The following is a 16,351-nucleotide window of genomic DNA, read 5'->3' on the forward strand; positions in this document are numbered from 1 at the left end:
CTGCCGCGCGGGGCGGGCCGTACGGCTGTGCGCGGCCGGGCCGTGCGAGGCGGGACCCGTACGGCCTGTGCGGGACCGGCCGTGCGGGGCGGCGTCAGAGCGGCCAGGACGAGCGCAGGTCGCGGGCGACCGCCAGGACCCGCTCGACCTCGGAGGGGGTCGGCCACGGGGCGCCGCCCGGGCGCAGCAGCGTGTCCCGCACCGAGGCCAGGTGCGCGAGCGCGTCCCGCGGGAGGTCGCTCCGCCCGGCCAGCCACGCCAGCGCGCCGGCGCGGTCGCGCGGCGGCCGGGTCACCAGATCCCAGGTGCCCAGGATCTCGGTCAGGTCCGCCACCTTCAGCGGGGTGCCGCCCTGCCGCGCCACGGCGGCGGCCGTCAGCTCGGCGCGGGCCACCAGCTCCGGCGAGGCCGAACGGTCCCAGAACGGCGGGAGCACGACCGCCGGCCGCCGCTGCCCCGCCTCCACGGTCGGCGAGGCCAGCTCGGCGGCGGCCCCGCGGTGCCCGGCCCGCGCCGCCTCCCGGAACCAGCGCCGCCCGCCCCGCACGTCGCCGCGTTCGGCGATCAGCAGCAGGCCGAAGGTGAAGGCCGCCTCCGGGTCGCCCCCGGCCGCGGCCCGGCCCAGCCAGTGGCCGGCCGTCCGCGGATCGCCCAGCTCCACGCACACGAACCCCGCCATCCGCTGGTCGTCGATCCGCCCGGCGCGGGCGGCCCGCTCGAACCAGGCGCGGGCGGTGCGCAGGTCACCGCGGGACAGCGCGATCCCGCCGAGCTGGGACGCGGCGCCGGGATGCTCGCTCTTGGCCGCGAGCCGGTAGAACGCCTCGGCTCCCTCGGGGTCGCGGTCGGCTCGCAGGAACAGCCCCAGGTGGTAGGCGGCGTCGGCGTGGCCGCCCCGGGCCGCCAGCTCCCACCAGCGCAGCGTCTCGTCGTCCTCGCCGCGGGTGTAGGCGATGAACCCCAGGTCGTGGGCCGAGGCCAGGTCGCCCGCCACCGCCGCCCTGCGATGCCACTCCCCGGCGGCCCTCGTCTCACCGGCGTCCTCGCAGATCAGCGCCAGCCGCCGCGCCGCCGCCCGGCATCCGCCCCGCGCCGCCGCCTCGAACCAGCGCCGCGCGCCGGGCACGTCGCCGCGCTGCTCCAGCAGGAGCCTCGCCAGACCGGCCGCCGCCTCGGCGTCACCGGCGTCCGCCGCCAGCTCGTACCACCGCACGGCGTCGTCGGAACCGCCGTGCGTCTCGTGCCACAGGCCCAGGTTGTAGGCGCTGTCCATGTTTCCCCCGGCGGCGGCCCGCTCCCACCAGCGGCGGGCCGCCGCCCGGTCGCCGCGCCGGGCGAAGTGCCGGCCCAGCAGGTGCGCGGCCCGCGTGTCGCCGCCGTACGCGGCCGACAGCAGCTCCGCCTCCTCGTCCGGGCCGAGACCCGGGTCGGGATCCGGCCCGATGTGCGGATCGAGACCCGGCCCGGGAGCCGGGCCGGGGCCCGGATCGGGGCCGGAGCCGTGGCGGCCGCCACGGGGAGGCGGCACCGCCGTACTCCGGGGGGTCGCCCGGGTCGAAACCGTCTCCGGACCATCGGGCCACCACCCCATGTCACCCTCCTCGTCAGGACATCCGACAGATTGCCACGTGACCGGGCGAGCACGGAGTGTAATTGAAATTTTTCCCGGACGGGCCGAAAAATGACCGCCTTTCGCAGGGGCGGCCGTTACGCCGCCGCGCCGGGGCGCGCCGTACCCGTCAGTCGTTCCGGTGACGGGCGGGGAACGGGATCGACACGGAGCGTGACCGGCGACGTGCCGTACCGGGCAGGGGGCGGGACGCGGTCTCGGGGGTCGGCCTCAGGTCGGCGGACCTCCGATGCGTTGTCATGACGACCACCATGATTCCCCTTAGTGTCCTTGTGAACACGATGAGTATTCCAGGCGCCGCCTCGCGGGGCGGAGGGTTCGCAAAGGGAGGGTCAGGTCCAGCCGGGGCGGACCAGGCCGGTCTCGTAGGCGATGACGACGAGCTGGGCGCGGTCGCGGGCGTGCAGTTTGACCATGGCACGGCTGACGTGGGTCTTGGCCGTGGCGGGGCTCATGAACAGCTTGGCGGCGATCTCGTCGTTGGTCATGCCGGTGCCGACGAGGCCGAGCACCTCGCGCTCACGGTCGGTGAGCAGGGCGAGCTCGCGGGCCGGGTGGGGCTGCTTGGCGCGGCTGGCGTACTCGGCGATCAGGCGGCGGGTCACGCCGGGGGAGAGCAGCGCGTCCCCGGCGGCCACGACGCGGACCGCCTGGATCAGCTCGTCCGGTTCGGTGTCCTTGACCAGGAAGCCGCTGGCGCCGCCCCGCAGGGCCTCGAAGACGTACTCGTCCAGCTCGAAGGTCGTCAGGATGATGATCTTCGGGCCGGGGGGCATCCGGCGGGTGGCGGTCAGGCCGTCCATGCCCGGCATGCGGATGTCCATCAGCACCACGTCGGGCCCGTGCTCGGCGGCCAGCCTCAGGGCCTGCTCCCCGTCGGCGGCCTCGGCCACCACGGTCATCCCGGGCTGGGCGTCGAGCAGGGCGCGGAACCCGGCCCGGACCAACGCCTGGTCGTCGGCGATGACGATCTTTATCATGCGGTCTCCTGGGATCATGGGGCCTCTCCGGCGGATCGCGCGCCTTCCCCGGGAGGCCGTGGACCGTCCTGTCCCGCGCCGTCCCGCGGTGCCTGCCGCGAGCCCTCTTCGGGGGGCCGTGCGTCCTCTTCGGGCGAGCGTGCGCTCCCCTCGGGGATCGGCAGCCGCGCCTCGACGCGGAAGCCCCGCCCGTACGGCCCGGCGGTCAGCGTGCCGCCGAGGGCCGCGGCCCGCTCCCGCATGCCGGGGATGCCGTTGCCGCCGCCCAGGCCGCTGCCCGGCCCGCCCGCGGGGGCGTCTCCGCCGGTGTCGGTCACCCGCACCACCAGCTCGCGCGGGCCGTACTCCAGCCGGACGGCGACGGAGGCGCCGGGGGCGTGCCGGGTGACGTTGGTGAGGGCCTCCTGGACGATGCGGTAGCCGGCCCGGTCGACGCCCGGCGGCAGGGTCCTGACGGCGCCGGTGACCTCGGTGGCGACCGGCAGCCCGCTGCGCCCGGCCAGCTCCTCCAGCCGGTCCAGCCCGGCGGTGGGGGAGCGGGGGGCGCCGTCGCGCAGCACGCCGAGGACCGAGCGCATCTCGGTCAGCACGTCCTTGGAGGCGTGCTTGATCGTGGTGAGCGCGGTGCGGGCCTGCTCGGGGTGGTCGTCGATGAGGTGCAGCGCGGTGGACGCCTGCACGTGGATGAGGGAGATGTTGTGCGCGAGGACGTCGTGCAGCTCCTGGGCCATGGTCAGCCGCTCCTCGCTGGCCTGCCGCCGGGCCTCCTCCCGCGCCACCCGCCGCTGCTCGGTGAGCCGTTCGCGGCGGGCGCGGACGAACTCGCCCGTCGCGAGGACCGTTCCCATGGCGGCGGCGATGGCCAGGATGTGCCACAGCCCGGGGCTGGGGACCGGGGCCAGCCAGGTGGTGTAGACGACGAAGAACACGTAGGTCACGGCCGAGGAGATCCAGGCGGCGCGCCGGTGGCCCAGGGTGACGGCGGTGTACAGGGCGATGGCCGGGCTGAAGAAGATGGGCCCGTAGGCGTGGCCGCGGAGGATGAAGACCCAGGTGGCGGTGATGTTGACGGCCAGGGTGAGGGCCGGGTGGCGGCGCCGTACGGCCAGGGCCAGCGGCCCGGCGACCAGCAGCGCGTTGCCGAGGAGGTCGACCGGGAGGCGGTCGGGCTGGTTCCACTGCGCGCCCTGGGTCGTCACGACCTGCACGGCCGCCACGAGCAGGGGGAGCAGCGGGTCTATCCATCGGGTTCCGGCGCGCACGCCCGAACTTTACGCCCGCCCACCGCCCGGTTCGTCCCCCCGGCGCGGCAGGGCCGGCTACGCCGTCCGCGGTAGCCGGAGGCCGGTCGGCGGTGGTTTCCGGGAAGCCGCCGGTGGTTTCCGGGAAGCCCGCGGCGGTCCGGGGGCCGTCGGTGGTTTTCCGAGGCCGTCGGTGGTTTCCGCGAAGCCGGTCGTCGGCGGACGGGGAACTGACGAAGGCCGCCTGGATTCGACCGGCGGCGGACGGGAATTCGACCAAGGTCATGCGAAGGGCTGACAGAACGAGCGAACCGCGAAAGGCTGGGGCGAGCTGACTGTGGGAGGCCAAAGGTCAACGACCCCCTCCTGAAGGAGGGGGCTTGAGGTGCAGTGATGCGCTTTGAAGCCCCGCGTTGACCAGCCCGAGTCGATCATCTGAAGGAGGTGCATTCGATTGACTACGTTTCACGTGGGTGAGCAGACCCACCGGCAGGTGCTTCCTCAGCCTGCCGCTCTGGAATCCGTGAGAGCAGACAACCCCGAGGGTGGGGACGAAACGGCTTGCGGACTCCCGGCCTCGCCGGGCACCGGCGTGGAACATGGGCGAGGGGAGATCGAAGCGGACGGCACCGGTCTGTTTCGGCGTCACCCCGAGGGCGCTTCGGCGCCTGAGGGAGCGAACCGTGAGGTTCACCCGGCCGTGTTCGTCCTCGACGCCCACGGCCACCCGCTCGACCCGTGCCACCCCGCCCGCGCTCGTCGCCTACTGGCGTCCGGGCGGGCGGTGATGGTGCGCCACACCCCGTTCGTCATCCGGTTGCGTGACCGCGTGGCCGCCGATTCCACCGTCCAGGGCGTCGCGGTCGGCATCGACCCCGGCTCCAAGCACACCGGCATCGCCGTGTTCACTGACCGCGACGGAAGTCGAACTGGGAGATATGCGATCCAGCTCGACCACCGAGGCGGGCAGATCCGCGACAAGCTCAGTGCGCGGGCCGCACTGCGCCGGGGTCGCCGGTCGCGCAACCTGCGCTACCGCGCACCCCGATTCAACAATCGCACCAAACCCAAGGGGTGGCTCGCGCCGTCCCTGAAGCACCGCGTGGACACCACCATGTCCTGGGTGGCGCGGCTGAGGCGCTGGGCACCCGTCCGTACCGTCCATGTGGAACGGGTCTGCTTCGACACCCACGCCATGTCGGCCGGTCGGCCGCTCGAAGGGGCGCGATACCAGCGGGGCACTCTGGTCGGGTGCGAGGTCCGCGAGTACCTGCTGGCCAAGTGGGGCCGGGTGTGCGCCTACTGCGGCACGCAGGACGTGCCCTTGAACATCGACCACATCCACCCGCGTTCTCGTGGCGGCTCCGACCGGATCAGCAACCTCACCGTGGCGTGCGTCCCGTGCAACCAGGCCAAGAGCGCCACTCCGATCGAAGGATTCCTTCGGGGCAAGCCCACACTCCTGGCGAAGGTCCTCAAGCTGGCGAAGGCGCCGTTGCGTGACGCCGCCGCCGTCAACGCCACCCGGTGGGCGCTGTGGCGGGCGCTGGAGGCGACCGGTCTGCCGGTCGCGTCGGCCTCGGGCGGGCGCACCAAGTGGAACCGCTTTCGGACCGGCGCGCCGAAGCCGCACACCCTGGACGCCGTGCACATCGGCCACCTGGAGACCGTGACCGGCCGGCCGTCGATGACCTTGGTGGCCAAGGCGACCGGGCGCGGCACCTACGCCCGTACCCGCGCCGACCGCCACGGCTTTCCGAGACTGCGGCTACCTCGTACCAAAACCGTTCGGGGCTTCCGGACCGGGGACCTGGTCCGGGCAAACGTCCCGGCAGGCGAGAAGGCCGGAGTGCACACCGGCCGGGTCGCGGTCCGTTCCACCGGCAGTTTCAACATCACCACCCGGCACGGCACCGTGCAGGGCATCGGCCACCGCCATATGCGCGTACTCCAACGCGCGGACGGTTACGGCTACACGACCCAACCAGAAGCGCGGTACCGTGCCGCGTTTCCTCCCCCACCTGAAGGCGGGGGTTTCCACGCTGGAGGAATTCGATGATCGATCGCCGTCTCGCCCTGCCTCTGGCGGTGGTCCTGGCCGGAGGATCCGTACTCTTCACCCAGCCCGCACTCGCCGCACCGGCGGGTCGCCCGATGTCACCCGGACACCCGATGTCCCCCGGCCATCCGGCGGCGTCCGGCCACGGGGTGGAGAAGAAAGCCGTCGCCGAGGGATACGGCGGAGCGGTCGCGACCGTCGACCTGGACGCCAGCCGGGCCGCGCTGGGCGTGTTGCGCCGCGGGGGCAACGCCGTGGACGCGGCGGTCGCGGCCGCCGCCACGCTGGGGGTGACCGAACCGTTCTCGGCGGGTCTGGCCGGGGGCGGGTTCATCGTCTACTACGACGCCCGGCGTGGAAAGGTCCACACGATCGACGGCCGGGAGACGGCGCCGAAGGCGATGACCGCCTCCTCCCTGGAGGGCATCCCGTTCGACGACGCCGTCACCAGCGGGCTGTCGGCCGGGGTGCCGGGGAGCGTGGCGCAGTGGGAGCTGGCCCTGCGCCGCTTCGGCACCATCTCGCTGAGGCAGGCGCTCCAGCCCGCGGCCGAGGTCGCCTCCCGGGGCTTCACCGTCGACCAGACCTTCCACGACCAGGTGGCCGCCAACGCCGCCCGCTTCGCGGACTTCACCTCCACCGCCCGGCTGTACCTCCCGGGCGGCGCGCCGCCGCGGGTCGGCTCCACCTTCCGCAACCCCGAGCTGGCCGCCACCTACCGCACCCTCGGCCGGGAGGGCGGCGACTGGCTGTACCGCGGGCGGCTCGGCGCGGAGATCGTGGCCACGGTGAAGAAGCCCCCGGTCACCCCCGGATCCACCCGGAACGTACGGCCCGGCCTGATGGAGACGTCCGACCTCGCGGCCTACCGGGCGCTCGAACGGCCGCCCACGAAGGTCTCCTACCGGGGCATGGACGTGTACGGCATGGCGCCGCCGTCCTCGGGCGGCTCGACGGTGGGCGAGGCGCTCAACATCCTGGAGGCCCTGCCGGACGTGGGCCTGCACGAGTATCTGGAGGCGTCCCGCCTCGCCTTCGCCGACCGCAACAAGTACGTCGGCGACGTCCCGGGCGTGCCGCTGGAGCAGCTGCTGTCGGACGGCTTCGCCAAGGAGCGCGCCTGCCTGATCGGCGACCGTGCGATGCCCCACCCCGCCCCCGCGGGCAGCCCCGACGGCTCCTACGAGCCGTGCGCCCCCGCCGCCCCGGCCGGTGAGACGGCCGAGGAGGCCCCACAGGGGCCGGAGACGACCCACATGGTCATCACCGACAGGTGGGGCGGCGTGGTCGCCTACAACATCACCATCGAGTCCACCGGGGGCAACGGCATCGTCGTCCCGGGCCGGGGCTTCCTGCTCAACAACGAGCTGACCGACTTCACCTTCGGCCCCGCGCCCGGCGACCCCAACCTCCCCGGGCCCGGCAAGCGCCCGCGCTCGTCGATGGCGCCGACCATCGTCCTGAAGGACGGCAGGCCGCTGCTCGCCGTGGGCTCACCGGGCGGCGCGACGATCATCACCACCGTCCTGCAGATCCTCGTCAACCGCTGGGAACTCGGCATGACGATGCCCGAGGCGCTGGCCGCGCCGCGCGCCAGCCAGCGCAACACCGCCCAGACCCAGGCCGAGCCCGCGTTCATCGAGCGCTACGGCGCCGAGCTGACGGCCAAGGGGCACGCCTTCGCGCCGACCCCCGAGATCGGCGCGGCCACGGCCGTGGAGTTCCTGCCCGGCGGCAGGCTCCAGGCGGTCGCCGAACCCGTACGGCGGGGCGGCGGCAGCGCCCTGGTGCTGAGCGAACGCCGCTAGGGGCCACCGGCGCCCCGGCACGCGGGGCGTCCGGGTCCTGTCTCGTGTGTCCCGTGGGTTCCGACGGGACACACGGGACGGGAGCGGCTCCGCGTGGCGGGGACGCTCCGGCCGTCGATGGGGGACGCGGTCGTCCATGCACAGGCAAAAGCGCCGGGGGAACCCCACCGGCGCTGCTTCGTCCGCGTGCCTCGTCCGAGTCGCGGGCCGCGGGCCCGCGATCAGGGCGTCTCAGATCATCAGGTACGCGACCACGGCGATGACGGCCAGCACCACGACCGCTATCGCGATCGGCACGACCGGCGACTTCTTCTGAGGGGCCGCCTCCGGCTCCGCCCCCTGGGCGAACGCGCGGAACTGCTGGGTGCTGCCGGCCGGGTCAATCTGCGGATCAGACATGGGACGACTTTAGCGATATAGCGGGTTCTTCCACCACCACTCATGCCATTTTCGCGAAGAGCCCGGCCGCTCTCCCCGCACTCCCTCCCTGCTGGAGACGGGACCGCCGATCCGGGCGGATAGCGTGGTGTCATGCTCCGCATCCTGTTCTCGCCCCGCGCGCTGGTGCTCCACCTGCTCGCGGTCGGGGCCCTCGTCGTGTGCGCGCTGCTCGGCCGATGGCAGCTCGGCGTCTTCGAGGACTCGGGGAAGCCCCGCGCGGCGCGCGACCCAGCCCCGGTGGCCGTGCAGACCCTCGCCAAGCAGGGAAGCCACCTGACGAGCGACGCGGTCAGCCGCCGGGTGACGGCGCAGGGAACGTTCGAGCGGTCCAGGCAGCTCCTGGTGGCCGAACGCGACGGCGGCCTGTGGCTGCTCGTCCCGCTCGATCTCGGGGACGGCACCGCGATCCCCGTCGTACGCGGATGGGTGCCCCGGGCCGACGACCCGGCCGTCGCCGCGGTGCCGGAGGGGACGGTGACCGTGACCGGGCGGTTGCAGCCCTCGGAACCGACCGACAGCGTGCCGCGCAGGGCGCGGGCGCTTCCGGCGGGGCAGGTGCTGACCGTTTCGTCGCCAGAGCTGATCAACCTGTGGCCGGGCGCCGGGCTGCGCGACGGGTTCGTGTCCGCCGAGACCCAGTCGCCCGCCCCGGCGGTCGCGGTCAAGCCGGTGAGCGTGCCCCCGCCGACCGAGCCCGGCGGGCTCACCTGGCGCAACCTCGCCTACGCCGCCCAGTGGTGGATCTTCGGGCTGTTCGCCGTCTTCATGTGGTGGCATTTCCTGCGCGACATGGTCCGCGGCCGTTCCGGCGGCCGGGACTCCGGCGCCGAACCGGCCGCCGCCTGATCCGCATATCGTTGCAGTGCCGACAACTCACAGACCGAGGTAGATGACCGTGGAATCCGCCCTCAAGCCCTTTCGTGTCCTGGCCTACATCGTCGGGACCATGCTGCTCGTCCTGTGCACGTGCATCGTGCTGCGGTACGGGTTCGACATTGAGGGGCCGTCGAAGGTCGTCTCGCCGATCCACGGCTTCCTCTACATGCTCTACCTCGTCGCCACGATGAACCTCGGGATGAAGGCCCGCTGGTCGTGGCCGTACGTCCTGGGCGTGATGCTCGCGGGCACGGTCCCGTTCCTGTCGTTCGTGTTCGAGCGGCGGGTCACCCACCGCGTGGAGGCCGAACTCGCCGCCGCGGCCCCCACGGCCGCCTGAGCCTTCGGCGCGGGCGCTCCACGGCGTCCGGGCCGGGGCGTGCGCCGTACGGAAGCGCGCAGGCCCGCGCCCCCGGCGGGGGCGCGGGCCTGCGGGTCGTCGTCTTCGGCGGTCTCAGGTCTTCCCGGGGGCTCGGCGGTCCGGAGGCGTCAGCGGCCGATGCCGCGCCTGCGGGCGCGCTTGAGCCGCGCGCGCTGGGACGGGTCGAGCATGAGGTAACCGACCACCGGGGCGGCGATGACGCCCAGGACGATCAACCAGGTGACGATGCTCGGCAGGGGCAGGATCAGGGCGAGCACGATCACCGCGGCGGCCCCGACGGCGTACTTCTGGACGGGCGACATCCTCAACATCCTCCGAACGCGGAGCCGGCGCCCCGCCTTTAGTTCATTCTGCGTCGCCCGTCCAACGAGCGGGCCCGTCCCCCGGGTTCCGGCGAGATATATCTCGTGCGCCCGTGATCGCCGCGCCGTACCGCCCCGGAGTCTCCGCCGATCCCGAACCCCGCCGGCCCGGTCTCCGCGACCGGCCTCCCGCCGGCCCGGTCTTCGCGACGCGGATCCCCGGGTACGGCTCAGCTCGCCCGGGACAGGGCCGAGAGAACCCACCGGGTCGCCCGCATCGCTCCCGAGCGGGTGTGGTCGCCGGGGTCCTCGCCGCCTCCGCCGCGCTGGTACTGGACCGCGACCACGAGGTTGGCCGCGCGAAGGACCACGCCGCTGTTGTAGGTGATCTCGTTGGTGGTGGCGAAGGTGTACGCCTCCGCCGCGATGCCGGGTTGCGCCGTGACGGGCCTGGCCGTCCGCAGCGGGGAGCCCGCCGGGGTCCTGTCCTTCTTCGCCTCGGCGGCCATGAAGCGCGCGTAGCCCGCGTGGGCCTTCTCGCCCGTCGGGTAGCGCAGGACCTCGACGGCGAGCCTGTACTGGAGGTTCCGTGGCAGTTCGCGGTCCTCGGTGCCCCAGCCGCATCCGGTCTTCCCGTCGGGCTGCGGCTCGGCGGCCAGCGACAGCTCGGCCGCCTGCTCCGCGGAGATCAGCGAGCAGGGGTCGGGGGCGGCGGCGAAGGAGGCGGGCAGCGTGACCGGCGGCGGGGCGGCGGGGCCGGCGGGGCGGGGCCAGAGCCAGAACGCGGCGCCGGCCAGGAGCGCGGCGGCCGCCACCGCCGCCGTGACGAGGTGCCTGCGCCGGGACGAGGGAGGGGCGGGGGCGACCCGCTCCAGGGTGAGGCGGACCGAGGTGGCATCGGGGCGGTGCGCCGGGTCGGCCGCCAGCAGCCCCTCCACCAGCGGCGCGAGCGGGCCGGACGTCACCGTCCCGGTGGTGGGGTCGGGGTCGGCCAGGGGCATGCCGTTCACCACCGGAGGGAGGGATCCCGTGGCCGGAGCCCGGCCCTCCAGGGCGGTGAACAGGGTGGCGCCCAGGTCCCGCAGGTCGTCGGCGGGCGCGGGACCGGCGACGCCGGTCAGCACGACCCGGCCGTCCGCGCCGAGCAGCACGGTGTCGGGGGTGGCGGCGAGACGGACGCCCCGGCCGTGGGCGGCGGTCAGCGCGTCCAGCACCCGCAGGCCCACCTCGGCCGCCCGCTCGGGGGCGAGCGGCCCCTCGGCGCGCACGGTCTGCAGCAGCGAACGGCCGTCGACCGACTCCAGCACCAGCCACACCCGGTCCGGGGCGGAGATCACGTCGTGCAGGGCGACGACGCCGGGGTGGCGCAGGCCGGCGGCGGCCCGTACCTGGCCGAGGAGCCGGTCCCGGTGCGGGCCCGGCGGCGGGAGCCGTACCTCCGAGACGGTGACGTCGCGGTGGAGCACCTCGTCGCGGGCGCGCCAGGCGGTCCCGGTGCGGTCGCGGCGCTCCAGCAGGCGGTAGCGTCCGGCCAGCAGGTTGCTGGGCGCGCTCACGCCACCCGCTCCGATCGCGCCCGGTTCCCGCCGGTCCCGGACACCCCGGCGCGGCGGCCCGCCGTACGGCCCGGCCGGCGCGCGGGCCGCGTGCGGCGTGGTCCCTCCGGGGCGCGGGTCTGCTCAGTCACGGCTGTTCAGCTCCTCGGCGATCTGACGCGCGGCGGTGAGCGCGTTCCCGCGCAGCGCGGCGCCGGCCTGTTTGCCCTTCCGCGACACGTTCACCTCGACCAGCACGTTGCTGACCCGGAAGTGGACCTCGGAGTAGACGCGATCGCCGCTGGTCAGGTCGAAGGCGAACGCCTCCGCGCCGATCCGGCCCGCGTCGCGCAGCGGGCCGACCTCGCCGAAGAGGCCCGTACCGGCGTCGGCGGCGGTCCTGGTGCGGTCGGCGGCGAAGAACGCCTTCGCCGTCTCCGGCGCGGTCTTCCCCGGCACGGACGCGTAGTGGGTGACGGTGACGCGGATCTGCGGGGTGCCCGATCCGCTGTCCCAGGAGCACGAGGGGCCGTGGCCGCTCATGGCGTCCAACGGGGACGGCTTACCGGTCGGGCCCACCGCCCGGACCTGCCGGGCGGTCAGCAGGGAGCAGGGGTCGGGGGCGGCGGTGAACCGTCCGGCGCGCGGGTCGGGCCCGGCGGGGACGGGCTTCGCGGAGCCGTCCGAGGAGGTCAGCACCACCGTCCCGGCCACGACGGCGGCCACCGCGGCCAGCCCCGCCCCCACGAGGAGGCCGGTGCGGCCCCGCTTCGCCGTACCCGCCGGCGCGGTCTGGTCCTCGGGGAGGAGCGGTCCGGCGGGCAGTCCCCGGGCCACCCGTTGCAGGGCCTCGCGCAGGACGGCCTCCCCGGGCCGCCGCCGGGGGTCCTTGTCCAGTACGGCGAGCAGCACAGGCGTCAGCTCGCCCGCACGCGCGGGGACCGGGGTCTCCTCGGTGAGGACCGCGCCGAGGGTGGCGGCGGAGGCCCCCCGGTGGAACGGCCCGCGCCCCTCGACGGCGGTGTAGAGGGTCGCGCCCAGCGACCACAGGTCGGCCGCGGGGCCGTCGCCGGTGCCTCGCAGCCGTTCCGGGGCGATGTACCCGGGGGAGCCGACCAGCGCGTCGGGGGAGGTGAGCTGGACGTCGCCCTCCAGCGTGGCGATGCCGAAGTCGGTGAGCAGCACCCCGCCGTCGTCGGCCAGCATGATGTTGGCCGGCTTCACGTCGCGGTGCATGATGCCCCGGCTGTGCGCGAGGGCCAGCCCGTCCAGCACGGCCGCCCCGATGGCCGCGGCCCGCCGCGGGTCGATCGGCCCGGAGGAGCGGATCACCTGCTGCAGGGAGCGGCCCCGGACGAGGTCCATCACGATCCACGGCCGGCCGTCCTGGGAGATGACGTCGTGCACGGTCACGATGGACGGGTGACCCAGCCGGGCGGCGGCCCTGGCCTCGCGCAGGGTGCGCTCGCGCATCTCGGCGCGCTGCGCCTCCGGCAGGCCGGGGCCGAGCTTGACCTCCTTGATCGCCACCTCGCGGTGCAGCATCTCGTCCCGGGCGCGCCAGACCACGCCCATCCCGCCCGCGCCGAGCCGGTCGATCGCCCGGTATCGGCCCGCGAGGACGGGAAGGGCCGGGTCAGCCATTGGCCTTGAGGGACTCGACGATCCAGCGGGCGGCCTTCTGCGCCCCCGCCGCGAGCCTGCCCTCGGCGTCCTTGTCGACGCCGCCCTGCTCGTACTCGACCTCCCCGATCAGGTTGCTGACCCGGAAGACCACGCTCACCTTGTACGACCCCCCGTACAGATTGATCTTGCTGTACTTGCCGGTGGTGAACGCCTCCTCGCCGATGCCCTTCAGGTCGCCCGGCGGGGCGGGCTTCGGGGTGGCGAACTGGGCGTCGGTGACGAAGTCCTTCTTCTTGCCCGCGATGTACTCCTTCGCCCGCTGGATGCCGGAGTCGCTCTGCTTCATGGCCACCAGCCGCACGTGCAGGTCGTACTTCTGCGTGCTCGGCTTGCGCCAGTCCTGCTGGTTGAGCCAGTCGCAGACGCCGGGTTCGACCTCCGAGCTGCGGAAGCCCGGCACCAGCTCCCCGGCCTGCTTCTCGTCGAGCATGCTGCAGGTGCGGGGCGCGGCGGCGAACCGGCCCCCGGGTCCGGCGGAGGCGGACGCGACCGGCTCGGCCGCAGTGGGGTCGCCGGGCGCCGAGGCGAGCAGGTAGCCGATGACGGCCGCCATGCCGACGACCAGGGCGCCGGTCAGCGCCACGATCGGCATGGGAACCAGCAACCCGGATCTGCCCCGGGCGTGCTCGGTCGGGCCGGTCGGGCCCTCCTGGCGCCGGGAGCGGGAGGCGGAGCCTGAGCCGGGCGCCGCCTCGTGCGGGGCGGGCGCGCCGGGACCGGCCTGGAGTGAGGACGCCGCCGGTCCCGGACCGACGACGACGGCCGGGCGCGGCGCGGTCGCCTCGGGGTTGGCCGCGGGGTCGTCGTCCGGCGGCCCCGGGTCCGGGGCGGCGTGCCCCGGACCCGGGACCATGTGACCCGAGCCCGGGACCGCGTGACCCGGGCCCGCGTGCTCCCGGTCCGGCGTCGTCGTCCCGGAGCCCGCGGGAAGCGCGAGCGGCGGGCCCGCCGGGGACGTCCGGGCGTCCCGCCGCGCCGTACCGGGGGGCGTCGGGGGAGCCTGGTCCGGGGCGGGAGGCTGGAACGGCACCGCCGGAGCCGTGCCGGTCAGGGAGATCTCCAGCAGGACGTTGCGCAGCGTCCCCGGGTCGGGCCGCCGGCCGGGGTCCCCGGACAGCAGGTGGGTCAGGATCGGCCCGAGCGGGCCGGCGTTGTCCAGCGACCCGCCGGGGGCCGGCGGACGGCCCTCGACGGCGGTGTAGACGGTCGCGCCGAGCGACCACAGGTCGGCGGCCGGGCCCGTCACCCCCTCGGGGGCGGTGAAGGTCGGCGACCGGAAGGTCGGCCCGAGGAGCGTGACCCGGTCGTTCGGGCCGAGCAGCACCGATCCCGGCCGCACGTCGCCGTGGAGCGTCCCCCGGGCGTGCATGGCGACGATCTGGTCCAGTACGGCCAGGCCGACCGCCGCGGCCTGGCGCGGCGCCATCGGCCCGCCCCGCCCGACCGCGTGCTCCAGTGAGATCTGCTCGCCCGGGGACTGCTCCAGCACGGCGGGCAGCGCCGCCCCGGCGGGCTCCGTCTCGGGGGTGGCGTGCCTGCGGCCGCGCCTGCCCTGGGGCCGGGTGACGTCTGGGTCGTTCATCCGTTCGCCTTCTGCTTGTTCAGCGCGTTCGCGATCCAGGTGGCGGCGGTGTGGGCGCCGGCCTGGATCGCCGGGGCGTCCTTGCTGCCGTCCACCACCGTGTAACCGACGTCCAGCACCAGGTTGTCGACGCGGAAGACCACGTGGCTCTGCTCCAGGCGGCCGGTCTTCCGGTTCTCGTAGTAGTCGTAGCCGAACGCCTCCTCCCCGACCGGCTTCACCGGCAGCGCGCCGGTGGTGCGGGTGGATCGGCCGGCGGCCTTGATCTCCGACCAGCTCCAGAGGATCGAACCGGTCGGCACGGTGCCGTTGCGCTGGTTCACCAGTATCTCGTGGGCCCGCCGGGGGCTCTTGCCCCACGGCTTGTCCATCCCGTCGCTGAGGGGATCGATCCGCAGGCCGGCTCCGGGGACCGCCCACGCGCAGCCGCCGGTGTTGAGCGGCTCTCCCTTGGCGTCCGACCCCTTGGCGTCCGACCCCTTGGCGTCCGACGCCGGCAGGAGTTTCCTGACGTCGGCCGCGGTGACCAGCTTGCACATGTCCACGGGTACGGCGAAGGCGCCCGGCTTCTCGCTCAGCCGGGCCGGTTTCGCCGGGGCGGCTGAGGCGCCGGTGACGTGGACCACGCCCATGGTCGCCCCGATGACCGCCGCGACCGCCGCGATCTCGGCGGACGCCCACAGCGCGACGCGGGGGCCGGGACGGTCCGCCCGGCGCGCGGCGGGGACGGAGGACGGCGCGGGTCCCGCTCCCCTTCCGTGCCGTGGACCGGCCTCCCGTTCCGGAGCCGGGAAGGGGGCGGGGAACGGCGTGGAGGGCGCGGAGGGCACGGCGGCCGGGCGGCCCGCGGCGAGCTCGCGCAGGGCCTGGACGACCTCCTCGAAGAGCGGCCGGTCCTCGGGCAGGGAGGCGAGCATGCCGAGCAGCAGCGGGCCCAGGGCGCCGGCCCGCTCCGGCGGCCGGGGAGGCTCGGTCAGTACCCGGCTGATCGCCGAGACGGGGGTGTCCGCCGGGTGCGGCGGAACGCCCTCGACGGCGAAGTAGAGCGTGGCGCCCAGGGACCACAGGTCCGAGGCGGGCCCGCCCCGCTCGCCGCGCAGCCGTTCGGGGGCGATGTAGTTGGGCGAGCCGACCAGCCGGCCGGTCTGCGCCGCGGTGGCCTCGTCCTCGACGACGGCGATGCCGAAGTCGGTCAGCACGGCCCGGCCGGTCCTGGTGAGGAAGACGTTGCCGGGCTTGACGTCCCGGTGGACCACCCCGGCGGCGTGCGCGGCGACCAGCGCGCCGGCGACGCTCACGCCGATCCGGGCGGCCTGGCGCACCGGCAGCGGCCGGCCGTCGCGGACCGTCTGCTCCAGCGACGCGCCGGACAGCAGTTCCATGACGAGCCACGGCCGGTCCTGCTCGACGATCACGTCGTGGACGGTGACGATGGACGGATGCTTGATCCGGGCCGCCAGGTTGGCCTCGCGCAGCGCCGCGTCGCACAGCTCCTGCCGCCGGGCGGGGTCGAGGTCGGGCGGCAGCCGTACCTCCTTGACGGCCACGTCACGGCCGAGCAGCTCGTCGGCGGCAAGCCAGACGGTGCCCATCCCGCCCTCGGCGAGCGGGTTGAGCAGCCGGTAGCGGTCCGCTAACAGTCGAGTGTCGATCCCGTTCACCCCGTTCACTGTCCCATCGAGCACAGAAACATAGCCACTTAGCGCGATATGGACCAATGAACCAGCACCTTTCGCATCACCGAAATACCGGTGAACGGAACGGGCGGCCGGAGGTCCCGGTCGTCGATCTCGGCGGGTCATCGGGGCCGGCGGAGCGGATGACCCGGC

Annotated in this window: 13 protein-coding genes; 4 read left to right on the forward strand and 9 right to left on the reverse strand. The window is 74.6% G+C overall.

Annotated features, from left to right (window positions below; genetic code table 11):
• Nucleotides 1–94: 94 nt before the first annotated feature.
• The 3 genes from ACZ6W9_RS02440 to ACZ6W9_RS02450 all read right to left on the reverse strand — a co-directional run bounded on the left by ACZ6W9_RS02440 (nucleotide 95) and on the right by ACZ6W9_RS02450 (nucleotide 3,872).
• Complete coding sequence (locus tag ACZ6W9_RS02440) at nucleotides 95–1,528, reverse strand: tetratricopeptide repeat protein (RefSeq protein WP_389959080.1); 1,434 nt, start codon at nucleotides 1,526–1,528, stop codon at nucleotides 95–97.
• 434 nt (nucleotides 1,529–1,962) lie between these two features.
• Entirely contained in the window at nucleotides 1,963–2,610 is a 648-nt protein-coding gene (locus ACZ6W9_RS02445) for a response regulator transcription factor (RefSeq protein WP_362929385.1), read from the reverse strand.
• A 14-nt stretch (nucleotides 2,611–2,624) separates the two neighbouring features.
• On the reverse strand, nucleotides 2,625–3,872 hold the full coding sequence (locus tag ACZ6W9_RS02450; RefSeq protein ID WP_470116590.1) for a sensor histidine kinase: 1,248 nt from the start codon (nucleotides 3,870–3,872) through the stop codon (nucleotides 2,625–2,627).
• Between the two features lie 679 nt (nucleotides 3,873–4,551).
• On the opposite strand from ACZ6W9_RS02450, the gene iscB reads away from it, so the two are divergent.
• On the forward strand, nucleotides 4,552–5,910 hold the full coding sequence (gene iscB, locus ACZ6W9_RS02455) for an RNA-guided endonuclease IscB (protein ID WP_470116591.1): 1,359 nt from the start codon (nucleotides 4,552–4,554) through the stop codon (nucleotides 5,908–5,910).
• Nucleotides 5,907–7,718, forward strand: coding sequence for a gamma-glutamyltransferase family protein (locus ACZ6W9_RS02460; protein WP_389959090.1), 1,812 nt, complete (start codon nucleotides 5,907–5,909; stop codon nucleotides 7,716–7,718). The genes iscB and ACZ6W9_RS02460 overlap by 4 nt, the downstream gene beginning before the upstream one ends.
• Nucleotides 7,719–7,949: 231 nt before the next feature.
• On the opposite strand, the gene ACZ6W9_RS02465 is transcribed toward ACZ6W9_RS02460, so the two are convergent.
• Nucleotides 7,950–8,117, reverse strand: a complete 168-nt coding sequence (locus tag ACZ6W9_RS02465) for a hypothetical protein (protein WP_362943047.1) — start codon at nucleotides 8,115–8,117, stop codon at nucleotides 7,950–7,952.
• Between the two features lie 132 nt (nucleotides 8,118–8,249).
• Between ACZ6W9_RS02465 and ACZ6W9_RS02470 the strand changes: the two genes are divergently transcribed.
• Together ACZ6W9_RS02470 and ACZ6W9_RS02475 are read left to right on the forward strand one after the other, a co-directional pair.
• The gene (locus ACZ6W9_RS02470; protein WP_389959093.1) at nucleotides 8,250–9,005 is read left to right on the forward strand and encodes an SURF1 family protein; all 756 of its coding nucleotides are present in this window, start codon (nucleotides 8,250–8,252) and stop codon (nucleotides 9,003–9,005) included.
• Between the two features lie 43 nt (nucleotides 9,006–9,048).
• The gene (locus tag ACZ6W9_RS02475; RefSeq protein WP_362943041.1) at nucleotides 9,049–9,375 is read left to right on the forward strand and encodes a DUF3817 domain-containing protein; all 327 of its coding nucleotides are present in this window, start codon (nucleotides 9,049–9,051) and stop codon (nucleotides 9,373–9,375) included.
• Between the two features lie 149 nt (nucleotides 9,376–9,524).
• Here ACZ6W9_RS02475 and ACZ6W9_RS02480 read toward each other — a convergent pair whose 3' ends face one another.
• The 5 genes from ACZ6W9_RS02480 to ACZ6W9_RS02500 all read right to left on the reverse strand — a co-directional run bounded on the left by ACZ6W9_RS02480 (nucleotide 9,525) and on the right by ACZ6W9_RS02500 (nucleotide 16,183).
• Complete coding sequence (locus ACZ6W9_RS02480; RefSeq protein ID WP_389959096.1) at nucleotides 9,525–9,719, reverse strand: hypothetical protein; 195 nt, start codon at nucleotides 9,717–9,719, stop codon at nucleotides 9,525–9,527.
• A 230-nt stretch (nucleotides 9,720–9,949) separates the two neighbouring features.
• Nucleotides 9,950–11,275 (reverse strand): serine/threonine-protein kinase, encoded by a 1,326-nt coding sequence (locus ACZ6W9_RS02485; RefSeq protein ID WP_389959099.1) that lies wholly within the window; start codon nucleotides 11,273–11,275, stop codon nucleotides 9,950–9,952.
• A gap of 123 nt (nucleotides 11,276–11,398) precedes the next feature.
• Nucleotides 11,399–12,898, reverse strand: coding sequence for a serine/threonine-protein kinase (locus ACZ6W9_RS02490; protein ID WP_389959102.1), 1,500 nt, complete (start codon nucleotides 12,896–12,898; stop codon nucleotides 11,399–11,401).
• On the reverse strand, nucleotides 12,891–14,522 hold the full coding sequence (locus ACZ6W9_RS02495; RefSeq protein ID WP_389959105.1) for a serine/threonine-protein kinase: 1,632 nt from the start codon (nucleotides 14,520–14,522) through the stop codon (nucleotides 12,891–12,893). The genes ACZ6W9_RS02490 and ACZ6W9_RS02495 overlap by 8 nt, the downstream gene beginning before the upstream one ends.
• Nucleotides 14,519–16,183, reverse strand: coding sequence for a serine/threonine-protein kinase (locus ACZ6W9_RS02500; protein WP_389959108.1), 1,665 nt, complete (start codon nucleotides 16,181–16,183; stop codon nucleotides 14,519–14,521). Before ACZ6W9_RS02500 ends, ACZ6W9_RS02495 begins: the two co-directional genes overlap by 4 nt.
• Nucleotides 16,184–16,351 lie beyond the last annotated feature (168 nt).

It is taken from the genome of Streptosporangium sp. NPDC053982 (genome assembly GCF_055585205.1).